The organism is Nocardia grenadensis, assembly GCF_050942415.1.
GTDB lineage: Bacteria > Actinomycetota > Actinomycetes > Mycobacteriales > Mycobacteriaceae > Nocardia > Nocardia grenadensis.
This window is the reverse complement of the sequence record NZ_CP192054.1, coordinates 6,179,312-6,197,207: the sequence shown is the minus strand read 5'-3', so window position 1 is coordinate 6,197,207 and position 17,896 is coordinate 6,179,312. Positions and strand designations below refer to the sequence as shown.

The 17,896-nt window shown below is 69.8% G+C and carries 13 protein-coding genes; 8 read left to right on the top strand and 5 right to left on the bottom strand.

What is annotated here, in order from left to right; translation table 11 throughout:
- Window positions 1–103: 103 nt before the first annotated feature.
- Together ACQPYS_RS28325 and ACQPYS_RS28320 are read left to right on the top strand one after the other, a co-directional pair.
- Window positions 104–1,420 (top strand): AI-2E family transporter, encoded by a 1,317-nt coding sequence (locus ACQPYS_RS28325; RefSeq protein ID WP_433491287.1) that lies wholly within the window; start codon window positions 104–106, stop codon window positions 1,418–1,420.
- 122 nt (window positions 1,421–1,542) lie between these two features.
- The gene (locus ACQPYS_RS28320; RefSeq protein ID WP_431939383.1) at window positions 1,543–2,193 is read left to right on the top strand and encodes a DUF1707 SHOCT-like domain-containing protein; all 651 of its coding nucleotides are present in this window, start codon (window positions 1,543–1,545) and stop codon (window positions 2,191–2,193) included.
- Window positions 2,194–2,211: 18 nt separating this feature from the next.
- Here ACQPYS_RS28320 and ACQPYS_RS28315 read toward each other — a convergent pair whose 3' ends face one another.
- The 3 genes from ACQPYS_RS28315 to trmB are packed head-to-tail and all read right to left on the bottom strand — an operon-like array spanning window position 2,212 to window position 7,403.
- Entirely contained in the window at window positions 2,212–5,856 is a 3,645-nt protein-coding gene (locus tag ACQPYS_RS28315) for an MMPL family transporter (RefSeq protein ID WP_433491286.1), read from the bottom strand.
- Window positions 5,857–6,585 (bottom strand): NYN domain-containing protein, encoded by a 729-nt coding sequence (locus tag ACQPYS_RS28310; protein WP_063040915.1) that lies wholly within the window; start codon window positions 6,583–6,585, stop codon window positions 5,857–5,859.
- A complete protein-coding gene (trmB, locus tag ACQPYS_RS28305; protein WP_063040913.1) occupies window positions 6,585–7,403 on the bottom strand; it encodes a tRNA (guanosine(46)-N7)-methyltransferase TrmB in 819 nt (272 codons plus the stop codon). The genes ACQPYS_RS28310 and trmB overlap by 1 nt, the downstream gene beginning before the upstream one ends.
- Window positions 7,404–7,529: 126 nt before the next feature.
- Between trmB and ACQPYS_RS28300 the strand changes: the two genes are divergently transcribed.
- The 5 genes from ACQPYS_RS28300 to ACQPYS_RS28280 all read left to right on the top strand — a co-directional run bounded on the left by ACQPYS_RS28300 (window position 7,530) and on the right by ACQPYS_RS28280 (window position 13,395).
- Window positions 7,530–8,648 carry a hypothetical protein gene (locus ACQPYS_RS28300; protein WP_245664759.1) on the top strand — a complete coding sequence of 373 codons (1,119 nt, stop codon included), beginning with the start codon at window positions 7,530–7,532 and terminating at the stop codon, window positions 8,646–8,648.
- The gene (locus tag ACQPYS_RS28295) at window positions 8,635–10,227 is read left to right on the top strand and encodes a hypothetical protein (protein WP_433491285.1); all 1,593 of its coding nucleotides are present in this window, start codon (window positions 8,635–8,637) and stop codon (window positions 10,225–10,227) included. Before ACQPYS_RS28300 ends, ACQPYS_RS28295 begins: the two co-directional genes overlap by 14 nt.
- A 225-nt stretch (window positions 10,228–10,452) precedes the next feature.
- Window positions 10,453–12,285 (top strand): phosphoenolpyruvate carboxykinase (GTP), encoded by a 1,833-nt coding sequence (locus ACQPYS_RS28290; protein ID WP_431939304.1) that lies wholly within the window; start codon window positions 10,453–10,455, stop codon window positions 12,283–12,285.
- A gap of 272 nt (window positions 12,286–12,557) precedes the next feature.
- Complete coding sequence (locus ACQPYS_RS28285) at window positions 12,558–12,740, top strand: hypothetical protein (RefSeq protein WP_063040907.1); 183 nt, start codon at window positions 12,558–12,560, stop codon at window positions 12,738–12,740.
- Window positions 12,741–13,080: 340 nt separating this feature from the next.
- Window positions 13,081–13,395, top strand: a complete 315-nt coding sequence (locus ACQPYS_RS28280) for a hypothetical protein (RefSeq protein WP_063040905.1) — start codon at window positions 13,081–13,083, stop codon at window positions 13,393–13,395.
- Window positions 13,396–13,398: 3 nt separating this feature from the next.
- Here the strand turns inward: ACQPYS_RS28280 and ACQPYS_RS28275 are convergent, their stop codons facing one another.
- On the bottom strand, window positions 13,399–14,199 hold the full coding sequence (locus tag ACQPYS_RS28275) for a class I SAM-dependent methyltransferase (protein WP_433493150.1): 801 nt from the start codon (window positions 14,197–14,199) through the stop codon (window positions 13,399–13,401).
- Between the two features lie 247 nt (window positions 14,200–14,446).
- On the opposite strand from ACQPYS_RS28275, the gene ACQPYS_RS28270 reads away from it, so the two are divergent.
- Complete coding sequence (locus ACQPYS_RS28270) at window positions 14,447–15,655, top strand: glycosyltransferase family 4 protein (protein ID WP_431939381.1); 1,209 nt, start codon at window positions 14,447–14,449, stop codon at window positions 15,653–15,655.
- 352 nt (window positions 15,656–16,007) lie between these two features.
- Here ACQPYS_RS28270 and ACQPYS_RS28265 read toward each other — a convergent pair whose 3' ends face one another.
- Complete coding sequence (locus ACQPYS_RS28265) at window positions 16,008–17,801, bottom strand: hypothetical protein (RefSeq protein ID WP_433491284.1); 1,794 nt, start codon at window positions 17,799–17,801, stop codon at window positions 16,008–16,010.
- Between the last annotated feature and the right edge of the window lie 95 nt (window positions 17,802–17,896).

Sequence of the window (17,896 nt, the reverse complement as noted above, 5' to 3'; positions counted from 1 at the left end):
AGCCGGTTCGGATGTGCATGTTTGTGTGTGCCGCTGCCTTTGCTCCGGACGTACGCGGCCTGTTGGTGGGCTCGGCCCGGCCGCGCTCACTAGGCTCGGCCGGGTGACCGAGCCGAAACCAACTGCCGCAGACGCCGTTCACCCCATCGTCCGGCAGACCGCCGAATGGGCCTGGCGGCTACTGGTGATCTTCGCCCTGGTCGCGGTGCTGGCGGCGGCGGTGCGGCGACTCGATACCGTGGTGATCCCGCTGGCCATCGCCATGTTGGCGGCCGCGCTGCTCGCACCGCTGGTGGACTGGATGCAGCGTCGCGGGGTGCCGCGCGGGCTCGGGGTTTTCGTCGCGCTGGTCGGTTCGCTCGGGCTGGTCGCCGGTGTGGTGACCTTCGTGGTGGAGCAGTTCGTGGTGGGTGTGCCGCAGCTGTCCGACGAGTTCACCAACAGCATCCACAAGGTCCAGGACTGGGCCATCAACGGTCCGATGCACCTGAGTGACGACCAGATCCGCAATGCCGGCGATGCCACCGTCCGCGCCATCCAGTCCAATCAGGACACGCTCACCAGCGGTGCGCTGACCACCGCGACCATGATCGGCCATATCCTGACCGGCACCTTCCTCACCCTGTTCATCCTCATCTTCCTGCTCTACAGCGGTGACCAGATCTGGCGTTTCGTCACCCGTGTCGTGCCGACCGAGCATCGCGAACGGGTGCGCACCGCCGGGGAACTCGGATTCGGTTCGCTGGTGGGCTTCGTCCGGGCCACCGTCGTGGTCGCCGCCGTGGACGCGATCGGGATCGGGGCCGGGCTGGCTCTGCTCGGTGTGCCGCTCGCGCTGCCGCTGGGCTCGCTCGTGTTCATCAGCGCGTTCATCCCGATCATCGGTGCGTTCCTGGCCGGTTTCGTGGCGGTGTTCATCGCGCTGGTGACCAAGGGTTTCGTGACCGCGCTCATCGTGCTCGGCATCATCGTCGCGGTGATGCAGCTGGAGGGGCATGTGCTGCAACCGTTGCTGCTCGGCCGGGCCGTCCGGATCCATCCGCTGGCGGTGGTACTCGCGATCGCCGCGGGTGTGGTGCTGGGCGGGATCGCGGGCGGTCTGCTGGCAGTACCGCTGGTCGCGGTGCTGAACACCGCCATTCGCTCGCTGCTCGCCGCGGATCCCGAGGAGCTGCTCGGCGAATCGGCACCGGACCGTAAAGGAATCTATGTCGCCGAACCGGATGCGCCGGAGGACGGTGAACCTACCTTGGGCGGGCCCCAGATCCTGGGCCGTTTCGATATCGGGGCCCTGCTCGCCGAGGCGCAGCGCCGGCTACCGCTGGCCCGGCCCGCCGATCCGCAGCCGCGCCGCGACGGTACGGACCCCGGTCCGAGCGTCTCCGCCACCCGGCGGGAAACCGGAGATGAGCAGGTCTGACGTGGCGCCTGCCACCCCCGCATCGGGGAATGCCCTGATGCGGGATCCAGGCGGTGCTGGGTAACCTCGGTCCTATGAACGGCCCCGATCCGGTATTCGACGGTGCGGGTTCCGGTGGCCAAGTGGGCGACCGGAACCTGCGTGTATCCGACGCCGAACGGGAACATGTCGGGCAACTCCTGCAGCGCGCGGTGGGTCTGGGCATGCTCTCCCTGGGCGAGTTCACCGAGCGGATGGATACCGCGCTGGCCGCCAGGACCCGCGGCGAACTGAACTCGGTGCTCGTCGACCTGCCCGGCGTCCGGCTGATCGGCGAACCCACCACCGAGCGGACCGGTCACGGTAAGCCGGTACCGCTACCGCAACCCGGGGACGCCGCCCGCACAGGACTGTCCGGGGTGGTGCAGGGCGGGGTCATCCGGCCGCGGATGTCGGGTGTGAACCGCCGGGGCAACTGGCAGGTCGCCCCGATGTTGCGGATCAACAGCTGGTTGTCCGGGGTGACGCTGGATTTCACCCAGGCGACCATGACCACCCAGGTGGTGGAGATCCAGGTCGACGACTACGCGAGTTCCCTGACCCTGGTGGTGCCGCAGGAGGCCACGGTCGACCTGGACGGCCTCGAACTGGTCGGGTCAAGCGTGAACAACAAGGTGCGCAGCGGCCCGCCGATCGGACCGCTGCATCTGCTGGTACACGGCCGGGTCCGGTTCGGCTCGGTCACCGCGAAACAACCCTTCGCCGCCCATTGGCGCCGGTTGCTCGGGCATTGAGCGGTCCTCCCGGCGGCGTCAATCCTGTTCGCGGCGGCGCAGCAGCTCGTTCACGCTGACCGAACGGCCCTCGCTCTGCTGGTGACGGCCGGAGTCGTCGACCGGTGTCCCGGCCTGCTGACGCCGCGCGGACCGCAGTCCCGCCATCCACGATTCGATGCTGTTGCGTTCGCGCGGGTCCGCGTTCTGCTGCGGGCCGACCCCACCGGCGGACTGCTGGGCCAAGCTGTCGGGTCGCGCTGCGGTGGGGCCCGGACGCTCGGCGGGCCGGGTCGGCGGTTCCGGCGTGGGGTAGAGGCCGGGCACCGCCGGGGGCTGGGCGCCCGGTACCCGGCGCGGGAGTTCGGGCAGGCCCTGGGCGCGTCCGGCCGGGCCCGGGTTACCGGGTTCGGGAGTCCGGGGAATCGGTCGCGGCTGCGAACCCTGGTCCTGGCGGAGACGTGGGTCCGCCGGGCCCGGCTGTCCGTCCGGTCCGGGGCGGCGCGGCGGGGCCGGCGGACGCGCCGCGCCCTGGCCGGGTGCCGGGCGGTTACCGTCGCCTGCCCATCCGCCCGGCTGACCGGGACCGGGACGGCCGGGCGGGCGGCCCTCGGGCGCCGCGGGACGCGGCGGTACGGGCGGGCGGGCCGCGCCACCGGGCTGGCCGGGGATCCGCGTCGAACTGTCCGGCCGGGGGCGGGCCGCGCCACCGGTGGGCCGGGGCGGCTGCGAGGTGGGCGGTACCGGGGGAGCGTCGGCGGGGCTCGGGTAGACGGTGCGGCCGCCGACGTTCTGCGGCTCGCCGTCCTCGGTCGGTTCGGAGGCGAACAGACCACGTAGGTTCGGGGTGGCGAAACCGGGCCGGGACGAACCGGCCGGGCCACCCGGGGCGCGCTGCGCCTCCGGCGGCGGCGGAGTGGGCTGCTCCGGACCCGGTTGACTCGGTTGCGGGCGGCCGGGTCCGGGCTGATTACCGGGGGTACGGCCGGGCAGCGGCCGGAAGTCGTTGCGCGGGCCGGGAGCACGGCCCGGATCGGGGGCGGGGCCGCCTGGACCACGACCGAGTTCGGGGGCCCGGCCCGGGAGACGGCTCGGCGCCGGGCCGGATTCCGCGCCGGGCTGTTGCGGGTTCCGGTTCGGCGACGCCGGGCTCTCCGTGGGCGGTTGCGCCGCGGCGGGCCGCGGACCGCGCGTTTCCTCGGCTCCACGGCCGGGTTCGCCCGGGCCGTCGGCGGGCGGGTTGGCGCGCGGACGGGTCGGGTCCGGCGGGGTGGGCATCTGCTGTTTGGGTGCCGACGGTGCGGCGGATGACTGTTTGCCCGCGGCTTTGCGCGGGCCCTTCGAGACCGTTTGCATATGCGCGGTGGGCGCTGCGGCCTCGATCTCCTCGCGGGTGCGTTTGAGCACCGGCGTCTTGCGCTGCTTCTCGGCGCCGAGCGCCGGCATCTGCATGGTGACCGGATCGGTGACCGGGGTGGTCTTGACCAGGTCGACCACATCACCGCCGCCGGGACGCTCATCGGCCAGGATCGGCTCGCCCAGGCCGATCTTCTGCTGGATCCGCTTCATCCAGGCCGGGGCCCACCAGCAGTCGTCACCGAGCAGCTTCATGGTCGCCGGCACGAGCAGCATGCGCAGGATGGTGGCGTCGATGATGAGCGCCGCGATCATGCCGTAGGCGATGTACTGCATCATCACCAGATCGGAGAACGCGAACGCGCCGGTCACCACCAGCAGGATCAATGCCGCGGCGGTGATGATGCGTCCGGTGTGCGCGGTGCCGATCCGCACCGCCTCGGTGGTCGAGGCGCCCATGGCGCGGGCCTCGACCATTCGCGAGAGCAGGAACACCTCGTAGTCGGTCGACAGGCCATAAATGATCGCGATGATCAGCACCAGCACCGGCGACATGATCGGCTGGGGCGTGAAGTTCAGCAGGCCGGCACCGTGACCGTCGACGAAGATCCAGGTCAGGATGCCGAGGGTGGAGCCGAGGCCGAGCGCGCTCATCAGCGCCGCCTTGATGGGCAACACCAGGGAGCCGAAGGTGAGGAACATCAGCACCGTGGTGACCAGCAGCACCAGGGCGATCATCAGCGGCATCCGGTCCAGCAGCGCGTCGATACTGTCGCCCTGCAGGGTCGGCTGCCCGCCGACATACATGGTCACGCCGTCGGGTACGTCGATCGCCCGCAGATACTCCACGGTCGGCCGGTAGTCCTCGGAATCGAGGAGTGTCGCGCTGCTGCGGAAGACCCCGGAATGGGTCGTGGATTCCGAGGGCACCGAGAAACCGGACGCATCGGCCAGGCCCGGCGCCTTGTCGGCCTCGCGCACCACCTTCGCGATGGCCCGGGTGTCCTCGCTGACGAACACCAGCTGGATGGGGTCGGACTGGCGCAGCGGGAAAGTTTTGTCGAATTCCTCCTGCGCGACGCGGGTGGCATTGTCCGGCGGCAGATAGCGTTCGCTCATACCGCCGAAGGCCAGGTTCTTCACCGGGATGATCAGCAGCAGGAGCAGCACACAGATCGGAATGGCGATCTTGAGCGGATGCTGCATGACCCAGGTGGTGGCCCGGCCCCAGAAACTGGCCTCCACCTCCTCGGCGGATTTGGTTTTGCGGATCTGCTTGAAGCTGAGCATGTCCACCCGTTTGCCCAGCACACTCAGCATGGCGGGCAGCAGGGTGATCGACGCAAGTGCGGCCAGCGCGACGGTCGCGATGGTGCCGTAGGCCATGGATTTCAGGAAGCCCTGGGGGAACAGCAGCAGGCCGCCGAGGCTCGCGATGATCATGGTCGCGGAGAAGACGACCGTGCGTCCGGCGGTGACCACCGAGCGGCGGACCGCGGCGCGGGTGTCGTAACCCTCGGCCAATTCCTCGCGGAACCGGCTGACGATGAACAGGCCGTAGTCGATGGCCAGGCCCAGGCCGATCATGGAGACCACCGCGCCGACGAACGTGTTCACCTCGGTGACCTTCGTCAGCATCATGATGATGCCGTTGGCGCTGATGATGGTCAGGCCGCCGATGATCAGCGGCAGCGCCGCCGCGACCACGCCGCCGAAGATGAAGAACAGCAGGATGCCCACGGCGGGGATGGCCAGGATCTCCATCCGGTGCTGGTCGTGGGCCATGGTGTCGTTGAGGGTGCCCGCCACCGGTTGCAGGCCCGCGACCTGCACATTCACGCCCTCGATATCGAAGACGTCCTTGACCGCGCGATAGTTGCGGACCATATCGGTGTCGTTGTCGCCGACGATCGCGATGGAGGCGAAGGTCTTGGTCTTGTCCTGCGAACCGAACACCGCGGGCTGGGCTTCGCCGGTCTCGGTCTTCCAGTAGGCGCCGTTCACCTTGGCGATATGGTCCGGATGTTCCTTGGGCAGCCGGTTCAGGCTGTCGACGATCTTGTCCCGGAAGGCCGGATCGCTGTCGACGGTCTGGCCCTCGGGTGCGGTGTAGAGCACCAGCACATCGGCATTGTGGTCGCGGCCGAACGCCTCATCGGACAGTTCGGCGGCCTTCACCGATTCGGAGTTCGGATCGAACAGACCGCTGGAGCTCAGATGGTCGGCCAGGCCGAGACCGTAGGCCCCCAGGCCCAGCATCCCGGCGACGACAACTCCGATGACGGCGAATCGCAACCGATAGACCAGATCGCCCCAGCGGGTGAACACTTAAGCGACTCCTTGTGCGGGGCGAGAGGTGAGTAGCGCCGACAGCGGCCGGAACGGCTGCAGCCAGGCACCCTCGTCGGGCAGCGAGTCGAGGCTCACCCGCGGCAGCGGTTCACGGAAAACTCCCGGGATGTCCTCGAGGTCGACGAATTCGAGAGTATCGGATGTTACTGCCCAACTCGCGTGCTCGCGGAAGCCGAGCACTTGAACCGGGATGCCGTCGGCGGCGAGCTGCTCCAACGGCTCGCGGAAGGCCTGGCCGTCGGCCGAGGCCACGATGATCCCGGCCAGGCCGGCGCCCCGGGTGCGCTGGGCGATATGGCCGAGCATGTCCGAATCGACATCGGAATCCTCGTCGATCTTCGGCTTGGCGAAAACGGCGTAACCGACATTACGTAGCGCTTCGACCCACGGCCGGACCACATCCGCGGTGCCGGGGGCGATATTGGTGAATACGGTCGCCTCGGGCTCCAGCCGGTTCTTCTCGCCGGCCGAGAGTTCGGCGGTGCGGGCCAGCAGCCACCGGCCGAGTGCGTCGAAGCGGGGCCGGTAGGCGGCGGTGGGCCGCCCACCCAGGATGGCGCCCAGTCCCATATCCAGGTTCGGCGCATCCCAGACCAGCAGGACCCGCCGCAGACCGTCCGTATCCGGCCCTACCGACTCATCACCGGATTCGTGCAGACTTCCGGCAACCTCGTCGCCGGCCGGGGCCATCTCACTGACGCTCATCATTCGATCTTGCCCCATATGAACTCGTTGATCGCACTACCGGCGGTGTGTGCCTTGCTCTCGAATTTGGTGACCGGCCGCTCGAAACCGATCGGCGCGGCGGCCCGTTGTGTGGTACCGGCTCCCCCGACGGTCCCGTTCAGTCCGATGAGCAGGTGCTCGGCCGCGCCGACCTCGGCGATGTGCTCGGCGTACCCGGCGTGGTCGGTCGCCACGTGCAGAATCCCGCCGGGCCGTAACCGATCGGCGATCAGGGCGAAGGTGGCCGCTTGCAGCAGCCGGCGCTTGTGGTGGCGCGCCTTGGGCCACGGGTCCGGAAAGAATACGCGCACACCGGTCAGCGATCCTGGAGCAATCATATTCTCCAGTACGTCCACGGCGTCACCGCGCAGCAGCCGGATATTGCCGATCTCCTCGCGTTCGATCCGCTGGACGAGCTGGGCCAGGCCGGGCTGGTAGACCTCGATACCGATCAGGTTCAGATGCGGCTCGGCCAGTGCCATGGCGGCGGTCGCCGTTCCGGTACCGCATCCGATCTCGATGACCAGCGGTGCCGAGCGGCCGAACCACGCCGCGGCGTCGAGCGGTTCGTCGGCGACCTCCCGGCCGAGCACCGGCCAGCTGCGATCCCAGGATTTCTGCTGGTTGGGGGTGAGTGCGCCGCGCCGGGACCGGAAACTGGTGACCCGGGGGTAGAGCCGGGAACCGGCATGGCGTCGCCGCCGCTCTCCGGTATCGCCGGAGGTTTCCGAGAGAGCGACCGGAACGGACTCGGAGCCGGGGTGCGCAGCGTCGTTCACAGCCCTATTGTCCAGCATGGCCGGTTCCGGGCCGCAACGGACCGGTCAGGGGGCTACCCGTTGGTAGGGCGGTCGCGGTCCGCACCCGGCGCGGGGCGGCCCCCGTTCTGACAGAATGCGCACCGGAAGAAGGGGGTGTGGCGCGTGCCGGCAGTCGAGGGATCGGACAGGTATATGCGGGAGGCCGGGGCCGGGGATCCGCTGGACCGGCTGATCTCCACGCTCCGGATGGGTGACGGTGCCGACGCGGGTATCGCGAACGGTATCGAGATGGCGGTGCAGCGCTGGCGGACCCTGCCGCGCGCCCAGGTCGCCGGGCGCGCCCGTGCCGGCCGCACCACCGTGGCCCGCGCGTTGGGATTGCATCAGGCGGTGGAGACCGCGCCCGTCGACGAACCGGGCTTCCCCGATCCGGTACTCGACGCCGATATCGTCGTCTACGTCCTGGCCAGTACCCCCTCCCCGGGCGACCGGCGGTTACTCGGGTCACTGCGCCCGGAACGCACGATTCTGGTGTTGAACAAGGCCGACGCGATCGGCACCGGCTGGGCGGACGCGGTGGCCGCGGCCCGGCAGTTCGGCCGGGAATTCGGGCTGCCCGCGTTCCCGATGGTGGGTTCGCTGGCGGCGCGGACCGTTTCCGGTGCCTTTCAGGAAACCGATCTGGCGCTGTTGCGCCGGCTGGCGCAGTCCGGTATCGCGGCGGCGTTGTCCGCCGAGGCGTTCGTCTCGCCGGGCCCCGATACCGCGGAACGCGCGGAACTGCTCGAACGCTGGGATCTGTACGGGCTGTCCTGTGTACTGGCCGCACTGGAACGCGACCCGGATCTCGCCCCGCAGACGGTGCTGCAGATCCTGCACACCGTCAGCGGGGTCGAGCCGGTGGCGCGCCTGCTCGGTCAGCGCTACCAGCAGGCGGTATCGCGGCGAGCGGGTGCGCTGATAGACGAACTGACCCGGCTGGCCGCGCGTGCCGTGCCGCACGGGCGCAGCCGGGCGCGCGCACTGATCACCGAATATCTGGACAGTGACGAGGCCCGGTGGCTGGCGCTGTGCGGCGGTCTGGTCGATCCGGAGGTCGCCCATCTGGCCGCGGGCTATCCCCGGCCCGAGCCCGAGGACGCCGACGACGCGCTGGCCCGCGCCATCCGGTGGCGGGCGGTGGTGGCCGGGGATATGGCGCCGAGTGCGCGCCGCGCCGCCATCCGGGTCCACAACGGATACCTCCGGATGTGGGAGCGGATGAGCAGTGTCGGGCTCTGACCCGGGTCCAGGTCCGGGGGCGGGACCGCCGGGTCTCCCGGGTCCTTCCGGTATCGCCGCGGCCACCGGCAGCGTGGCGGCGCATACGCTGCCCGACGCCGTGGCCGAGGTGGTGGCGCGCTGGAATCCGCAGGGTATGGCCTTGTTGCGGACGATGCCGGTCTCCGGTGGCGCGACCGCGGTCCGGCTCATCGGCGCCGACGACGCCAACACCGCCCTGCTACGTACCGAACTGACCCGCATCGAACCCCGGATCGAGCTCGGCGCGCCCACGGCCGATCCGTGGGCGCGCGCGGCACCGGGCAGTGTGGTGCTGCTCGTCCTCGATGCCGGCGTGGTGATCGGCGCGGCCGAACTGGATACCGTGCGCCGGTTGTGCGCCGAGGGAGCCCGGGTACTGCTGGTGTTGAACGGCACCCATGCGCACAAGGACTGGCAGCTGGTCCGCGACCGCAGCGCCGAACTGCTCGCCGCCGCCGAACTGGACTGCGAGATCGTGCCGGTATCGGCCCGGTTGGCTCTGGCCGCCCGGACCGGGGCCGATTCGGCCCTGTCGGACCGTTCCGGGCTGGCCGCGCTGCACACCCGGCTCGTCGCGCTCACCACCGATACCGCGACGGCGGGCGCCCGCCGGACAGCGGCCCTCGCCCAGGTGGTCGCGGGAACCCGGGAGCGCATCGTGCAGGAGGAGGCGCAGCTCCGGTCCGGTACCGAGGTCGAGCTGCTGCGGGCGGAGCGGGCCCGGCTGCTCGCCGATCGGGACGGTGGGCGCGCGGTGGCGGTATCCACCCTGCGGGCCCAGATCAATCTGGCCCGGGTGGACCTGCTCACCCAGGTCGGCTCCCGCGTGCGGGCACTGCACGCCGAGGCCCGGGCCGAACTGGACAACATGGCTCGCGCCGGCCGGCGTGATTTCCCGGAGCGGCTGCGGCAGGCGGTCGGGCAGCTGACCGGGACGGTGGATCTGGATATCGCCGCTCGGCTGACCGAACTGCGGGCGCGGGCGGCGGCCGCGCACCCGGCGAGCGTCCCACCTGCGGAGGGAACTCCGACACTGCGGTACGAGCCGGCGCCCACGCTCGGTCCGGATCCACAACCCCGGCCCGGGGGTGTCGAAGATCACCTGATGATCGTGCTGGGCGCCTCGGCGGGGGTCGGTCTGGGACGGCTGATGGTGTCGCCGCTCGCGTTGGTGCCGGCATTGGACGCGGCGAGCGTGCCGGTGACTCTGTTGCTCGGCGCGGGCGCGGCCGCCTGGGTGGTGCGGGCGCGCCGCCAGCTCGCCGACCGAGATCATCTGCGGCACTGGGTCGCCGACGCGGTGGCGAATGTGAAAGCCCAGCTCGAGCAGCGAGCGGTGACCGCGCTGGTGGCGACCGAATCCGACCTTTCCGACGAAATGGTGCGGGCCGCGGCGGCCGGCATGGTGGCGGTGGACCGGCGGGTCGCCGAACTGGAGGCGGCATTGCGCCGCGCCACCACCGGGCAGCCCGGCCGACTCGCCGCATGTGCCCGTGACCGGCAGATACTGGAGCAGTGGGCCCCGACCGCCGGAAATCAGTTCGTTCACCCCCGTTGATCGGCAACCCGCTTCCATCGGGGGCGCAATACCGCGTTAACCTCTAGACAGGAACCTGGGCGTCCGCTTCGCGCCTTAGTACACTGCCTCGATCCGGCGGTGCACAGGATGGACCGTTGCGGAAGCCTCACCCGCCAATGGTGGCGCTAGGTGTTTTCGCGCTGGTCACGGGCCCAAGGGCCAGGGCGGAAGCATTCTTCGCCGCCCATTTCAGGAGAATTTTCAATGACCTCAGCGACCATTCCCGGTCTTCGTGGATCCGACGGCACCGCGCCGACCGAACACAGCGAACTGCTCGCCTGGGTTCAGGAGGTCGCCGAACTGACTCAGCCGGATCGAGTCGTGTGGGCGGACGGTTCCGACGCCGAATGGGACCGGCTCACCACCCAGCTCGTCGAGGCAGGCACTTTCCGCAAGCTCGACGAGAAGAAGAAGCCGAACTCGTTCCTGGCTTTATCCGATCCTTCCGACGTGGCCCGGGTCGAATCGCGCACCTTCATCTGTTCGAAGTCCGAGGCCGACGCCGGCCCCACGAACAACTGGGTCGATCCCGCGGAGATGCGGGCCACCATGACCGAGCTGTACCGGGGCTCGATGAAGGGTCGCACCATGTACGTGGTGCCGTTCTGCATGGGCCCGCTCGGTGCCGACGACCCCAAGCTGGGTGTCGAGATCACCGATTCGGAATATGTCGTGGTGTCCATGCGGGTGATGACCCGGATGGGCCGGGCCGCGCTGGACTCGCTGGGCACGGATCGACCCTTCGTGAAGGCGCTGCACTCGGTGGGCGCCCCGCTGGCCGAGGGCCAGGCCGACGTCCCGTGGCCGTGCAACGACACCAAGTACATCACCCACTTTCCCGAGGACCGGGAGATCTGGAGCTACGGCTCCGGCTACGGCGGCAACGCGCTGCTGGGCAAGAAGTGCTATTCGCTGCGGATCGCCTCCGCCATGGCCCACGACGAGGGCTGGCTGGCCGAGCACATGCTCATCCTCAAGCTGATCTCCCCGGAGAACAAGGCCTACTACATCGCGGCGGCGTTCCCGAGCGCTTGCGGTAAGACCAACCTCGCCATGATCCAGCCGACCGTGCCGGGTTGGCGCGCGGAGACTCTGGGCGACGATATCGCCTGGATGCGTTTCGGCAAGGACGGCCGCCTTTACGCGGTGAACCCCGAGTTCGGTTTCTTCGGTGTCGCGCCCGGCACCAACCGTTCGTCCAACCCCAATGCCATGGAGACGCTGGAGGCGGGCAACACCGTCTACACCAATGTCGCCCGGACCGACGACAACGATGTGTGGTGGGAAGGCCTCGAGGGTGAGCCCGATCATCTGATCGACTGGAAGGGCAACGACTGGTACCTGCGGGATACCGAGACGCTGGCCGCGCATCCCAACTCCCGGTACTGCACCCCGATGTCGCAGTGCCCGACCCTGGCGCCCGAATGGGACGATCCGCAGGGCGTGCCGATCTCGGCGATCCTGTTCGGCGGCCGGCGCAAGACCACGGTGCCGCTGGTGACCGAATCCTTCGACTGGCAGCACGGCGTGTTCATGGGCGCCACGCTGTCCTCGGAGCAGACCGCGGCCGCCGAGGGCAAGGTCGGTACCGTCCGTCGTGACCCGATGGCCATGCTGCCGTTCCTCGGCTACCACGTGGGCGACTACCTGGGCCACTGGATCAACCTCGGCAAGAACGCCGACGCGGCGAAGCTGCCCAAGATCTTCTACGTGAACTGGTTCCGGCGCGGTGACGACGGCCGCTTCCTGTGGCCGGGCTTCGGCGAGAACTCCCGGGTGCTGGAGTGGATCGTCGGCCGTATCGAGGGTTCGGCGGAGGCCGAGAGCACCGCGATCGGTCAGGTGCCGACCGCCGCGCAGATGGACCTGGATGGCCTGGATGTGGACGCCGCCGATGTCGACGCGGCGCTCGCGGTGAACGTGGACGAATGGCGGGCCGAGATCCCGCTCATCGAGGAATGGTTCGAGTTCGTCGGCGATAAGCTGCCCTCCGGCGTGCGCGACGAGTTCGAGGCGCTCAAGCAGCGCGTGCAGTAGGCACGGCGGTCGTTCGGGCCCGGCCCGGGTGACCCGATTTTCGCGCCGCGACCCGTGGCGAACATCTGTTCGCCACGGGTCGCGCTGTATCGCGAGCGGTGCCCGCCACGCGGCGGGGTGGAGGCGGCTTCGCGGAGGCCGGGTGCCTTATTCTGGTTGTGTCCTGGATCTCAGACCACGCACTCCCCGATTGGACGTCCCGGTATCGCCCGATCGGCTCCCGCCGTCGTTATCCGTGGCCGAGCCGATCACCCCTGAGAGGTGGTTGGAACATGGCCGATGAGTTCATCACCCCGAAATTCTCCGACGGTGTATCGGTCAGTACACCGCTGCGCCGGGAGGCGGGACGGTTGCGCGCGGTTCTTCCGGCCGGCTGGCGGGTCGATGTGGTCGCGCCCGGCGGTCCGGCCGACGGCGACGAGCCGGTCGTCCGGGCATTGCCGGCTACCGATTAGTTCGCTACACGAATTTTCCGCGCCGTGTCACCGGGATCGGTTGATATCGGTGTTCTTTCGCCTGCCCGGTGTTTCGGCGCGGCGGAAAGCGGTCACTGTGGCAGACTTTCGAGTCCCACGGGTGTTGCGCTGTGCGCGAGGAGAACTCGTGAACTCCGTAATGCGAGTAGCCCGTCGGTTGATGTTTGTTGCAGGTGGCCGTCGCCGCGAAATCCGACCTCCCGGTTCGTGTTTCATCGAACGCACTATTGCGTTTTGTTGCTGGAGGGCGCATGATGTTAGCCAGATATCAGCTCGCTCCATTGATCGAACCGAATACCCGCGATTGGGAGAGGCGTTCATGGCGGTGCAAGTGATCGGCCGGGCGTTGATGACAAGCGACCAGACCGACCATCAAGCGAAAAGCGTTGGCAGCGGCGGCTGGGTCGTCTCCTTCCTACCGGGACGGACCCTGACCACCGAACAGGCGATAGCGGCCATGCAGGCCGCTGAAGCCGTGGCGGTGGTCGGTGGACTGGCCGATCTCGTGGGGCTCACCACTCTCGAAACCGTGGGCCTGGCCATTCAGGAATCACCCTGGGCCAGAACCGAACCGGTGGTGCGCAACGGTTGGCGCGGCCGGATCGGCCGGAGCCGGGCGCAGGTGGCGATGTAATCCTCAGCCGGGTTTGCTCGCGACGACCACGAGATTGCTGACCAGTAGCTCGCGGATGCCGGGTATCCGCACCAGCCACCAGGCCCAGCGCGGGTGATAACGGGGGAACAACGCGAAGGTGTGCGCCGATGTGCGCTGTGACCAGCGCACCCCGTCCGCCGCCCGGACCGCGAACAGCGAGGTGCCGAAACGGTTCTTCGGTTCCTTTCCGTGTCGGCGCCGATACCGGCGGGCAGCGTACTCTCCGCCGAGGTAGTGCCAGGGGCCGGTCTCGTGGCCGCCGAAGGGGCCGAGCCACACCGTGTAGGACAGCACGATCATGCCCCCGGGCCGGGTGACCCGGACCATTTCGTCGGCCATCCGCCACGGATCCGGTACGTGCTCGGCGACATTGGACGAGAAACAGATGTCGACCGCGTCGTCGCGAAACGGCAGTGCCATCCCGGACCCGCGGACCGCGGCCGGTACCGAAATACCGGCGGCGTGCATCTCCGAGGGATCGGGCTCCACCGGTATATAGCGGGCACCGGCTCGGGCGAACTCGTCGGCGAAGTATCCGGGCCCCCCGCCGACATCGAGGACGGTGGCGCCGGCGAGATCGCGGCCGGTGAGATCGGCATAGAAATCGGCGAGCAGATGGGCGCTGTCGGTGGCGATACCGCCGTAGAAGCGCGCGGGATCGGTCTGTTCGAAACGAAAACTGTGCAGCAGGCGCAATGACCTGCGCACCGAGGCGCGGCGCGCGAAGCGGAAGCGCTTCGGCGCAGACCGGGCCGGGGAGCCGGCGGAGCCGGGCCGGAGCATGGTATCGGCGTCGCTGCCCGGCTCGGGCGATATCCGGTCCACAACTGATTCCTCGGCGTCGAGCACGATGCCGAGTTTCGCACATTGTGAAATATGACAGATCTCGCCGCCGGTAAATCCCCTCGTGCGATCTTCGATACCGAATGGACACGCAGGTGGGCGACTTGCCGGACGGACTTCGGCGTTAAGGTGTACCGCGATGCCCATGTCCCATACGCGGGACCCGAGCCCACCGGAGAACACCCACGTGCGCGAAGTACTTCTGCTCTGCTGGCGTGATACCGGTCATCCACAGGGCGGCGGTAGCGAGCGGTACCTGGAACAGGTCGGCGCGCATCTCGCCGCCCGCGGTGTGCAGGTGACGCTGCGTACCGCCCGTTATCGGGGTGCGCCGAAACGAGAGCGGATCGACGGTATCGAGATCAGCCGGGGCGGCGGCCGGTTCTCGGTGTATCCGCGCGCGCTGGCCGCCATCGCGCTGGGCCGGTGCGGTATCGGCCCGCTGCGCGGCATCCGCCCCGAGGCCGTGATCGACACCCAGAACGGCATTCCTTTCTTCGCCCGGCTGGTCTCGGGTGTGCCCTCGGTGGTGCTCGTCCATCACGGGCACCGAGAGCAGTGGCCGGTGGCCGGTGCGCTGGTCGGCCGGATCGGCTGGTGGATCGAATCGGTGCTCTCGCCCCGGGTACATCGCGCCGACCAGTATCTCACCGTCTCCCTGCCCTCGGCCGAGGAACTGGCGACGCTCGGCGTCGACCGATCCCGGATCGCGGTGGTCCGCAACGGGGCGGAACCGGTCCCCGCGCATGTCCCGACGGGCAGTGCGGTCGTTCGCTCGGCCGAACCCCGGGTGGTGGTGCTGTCGCGGCTCGTCCCGCACAAGCAGATCGAGGACGCGCTCACCGCTGTCGCCCGGTTGCGGGTCCGGATCCCCGAGGTGCGGCTGGATGTGATCGGCGGCGGCTGGTGGGCGGACAAACTTCGGGACGAGGCCGCCGCCCTCGGTATCGCCGACGCGGTGACCTTCCACGGCCACGTCGACGAGGGCCGTAAACACGAGCTGCTCTCCCGCGCCTGGGTGCACGTACTGCCCTCCCGTAAGGAGGGCTGGGGTCTGGCGGTCATCGAGGCAGCCCAGCACGGTGTGCCGACCGTCGGCTACCGCTCGTCGCGCGGTCTCACCGATTCCATCGTCGACGGCGTGACCGGGGTGCTGGCCGACGACGTCGATCAGCTGGCTGCCACGGTCGGTGAACTGCTGGACGACGCGGCCGCGCGCACGATCATGGGTGAGAAGGCCCGGGCCCGGGCGCGCGAGTTCTCCTGGGAGCACACGGCCTCGGGGGTACACCGGGTATTGGCGGCCGCCGCGGCGGGTCGGCGGATCAGCGGGCTGATCTCACCGCGCGAGGACGTGCGTGCCGAGACGCGCGCCGAACTCCCGGCCGGCGCCTGAGGGTACGCCGCCCTGGCGCCTTCGATCACATCGATCGCCACCGGTACCACGGCGGCGGCCCAGATCGGCCGAGCGCCGGGCCGGGTGCCGTTCATACGTCGGCGCAACCGGCGAAGGGCGTCTTCGAACCCGGCGAGGCGCCCTTGTGCGGGCTCCTCGAGCTGCGCCGCTTCCGATGGTCACAGGCGATAGCGGTCCGACCACTGTTGCCGGCCTGCCGGACTGCACCTGCGTCGCGGCGCGGCCCCCGGCCGGCCGCATTCCGGCCTCGGTGTACCAGTCCGTGCGGGTTTCCGTAATTCGGCACTCGCAAGGGTGTACCGGCCGGCGCCATCGCACCGGCAACCGGGTCTCAGCTTCTGACTCGGCGCACTACGAACTCGGCGGCCCGGACGGCGAGCGGTGCTACCAGCAGCAGCGCCCACAGGATATGCGCGGCCACCACCGACGATCGGTGTTCGGGCACGGGCCGGGGTCGGACGTCCGGGACCCGGTACAGGGCCAGGTCGCCGGTATCGTGGACCGGCGTCAACCACGCCAGCGTCGCCGCGGAGTTCCCTAGCGGGCCGGGGGAGTCCCGTTCGACCAGCACCCAGCCGACGCCGAGCCGTGCCAGGTCAGCCGCCGGGCCACCGTCGAGGAGTAGGTTCTCCACGGTCCGCGCCCGGGCTCCCTCGCCGGTCACCGTCGCGCCTTGGACAGGCAGCGCCCCGGTCTGCAGGACGTCGCGGGGCAGCAGTCGCGGCGCCGGGTCCAGGACCGGTGCCGATCCGGTGTAGGGGAAGCGGCGGAACATACCGCCCGGCAGTACGGCGATATCGCCCGGTCCGTCGACGCGCTCGGCGATCTCGTGCCAGGAGGCCGGGTATGCGATGGCCCGCATTTGCCCGCCGACGCCCCAGCCCAGGTCGAGCAGCGGCAGGGTCAGCACGCCGATGAACAGTGCGGCCAGGACCGGCGACCAGCGGTCCGGGGCACCGTGGTCGTCGGCGAGACCGGGGCGCTCGTCGCCGTGGGTGTCCGTGTCATCGCCGGTGCGCCGACCGGGGAAACCGAGACATGCGGCGGCCACGCAGAGCGCATAGCCGGGAGCGGCCAGCGCCACGTATTTCTGGGTATCGCGCAGCAGTCCGGCGCCGGGAATCTCGACTACCAGCCATTCCATCACCGTGAGTCCGGCGGGAGTGGCCGCGAGCGCCGGGACCAGTACGGCCGCGACGGCCAGGACCAGCAGGATCCGGCGGGCCCGGGTGTGTTCGGGGTCCGCGTCGGCCGCCGCGACCCGTCGGAAGCCGAGCAGGACCACCGCGAGGAGCAGGATCGTCGCGACGGCGGCCAGCGGAGTGGTCCGCGAGACCGGTACCGCCTCGGCGTTCCAGATACCGCCCAGTCCGGCGAGGCTGCCCACCGTGGCGAGCCAGGGTTCCGCGCGGGCGGCGAACGCGGTGACGCCCGCGGGGTCGGAGGGTTCGGCCGCGACCCCGGAGACGGCGGTGGCCACCAGCCAGGGGGCGCAGGCCAGGACCGCGAGCGCTATCACTCCGGGCGCGCGACGCCATCCGGCCACGATCACGGCGACCACCGTGGCGAGCAGGGCGCCGGTGGGGGTCAGGCCCGCGGCCGCGAGGCAGCCGGCCAGTACCGACCGGTCCCGGAACCGATCGAACCGGGGCCGGCCGGCGGTGCGCAGCCGTAGTGCGGCCAAGGTCGTCCAGGGCAGCGCGGCGTAGCCCGTGAGCAGGCTCCAGTGCCCTTGGAGGAGCCGCTCGGCGATATAGGGGTTCCAGACGACGAGGGTGGTCGCCACCAGCTGCGCGGCGAGCGGGGCGCCGAGCAATTCCCGGACGAGCTCCGCGGCGCCGTACCCGGCGGCCCAGAGCGCGGCCAGCAGGACGACTTTCACCAGCAACCCGCCGTCGATCAGCGGGGACAACGCGGCGAGCAGGGCGTCCTGGGGTACGGCGCGCGGGGCCGCGTCGCCCAACCCCAGCGCGGCGTCGGTGGGATAGGAGCGCGGCGTGCTCACGGCATCGCGGAGCAGCAGATATCCGGGCCGCAGTAGGGGCGCGGTGATGAGCAGGGTGAGCAGCAGGCTGTAACCGGCCGGGAGCAGACGCGTCCACCGGCCTGTTCGTTGCGCACTCACGGCCAGTCACCCTACGTTCGCCGGCCGCGGCGGGGCGGACCGGTATGTACGCCGGCCCGGGTGGGACACTTGCGCACGTGCAGTCCGTTCGCCGT

What these genes read in the sequence shown, in the direction of transcription:
- ACQPYS_RS28310 (WP_063040915.1), bottom strand. Translation starts at nt 6,585, where the DNA reads ATGAGCGTCAGTGAGATGGCCCCGGCCGGCGACGAGGTTGCCGGAAGT.
- trmB (WP_063040913.1), bottom strand. Translation starts at nt 7,403, where the DNA reads ATGCTGGACAATAGGGCTGTGAACGACGCTGCGCACCCCGGCTCCGAG.
- ACQPYS_RS28290 (WP_431939304.1), top strand. Translation starts at nt 10,453, where the DNA reads ATGACCTCAGCGACCATTCCCGGTCTTCGTGGATCCGACGGCACCGCG.
- ACQPYS_RS28285 (WP_063040907.1), top strand. Translation starts at nt 12,558, where the DNA reads ATGGCCGATGAGTTCATCACCCCGAAATTCTCCGACGGTGTATCGGTC.
- ACQPYS_RS28280 (WP_063040905.1), top strand. Translation starts at nt 13,081, where the DNA reads ATGGCGGTGCAAGTGATCGGCCGGGCGTTGATGACAAGCGACCAGACC.
- ACQPYS_RS28275 (WP_433493150.1), bottom strand. Translation starts at nt 14,199, where the DNA reads ATGCTCCGGCCCGGCTCCGCCGGCTCCCCGGCCCGGTCTGCGCCGAAG.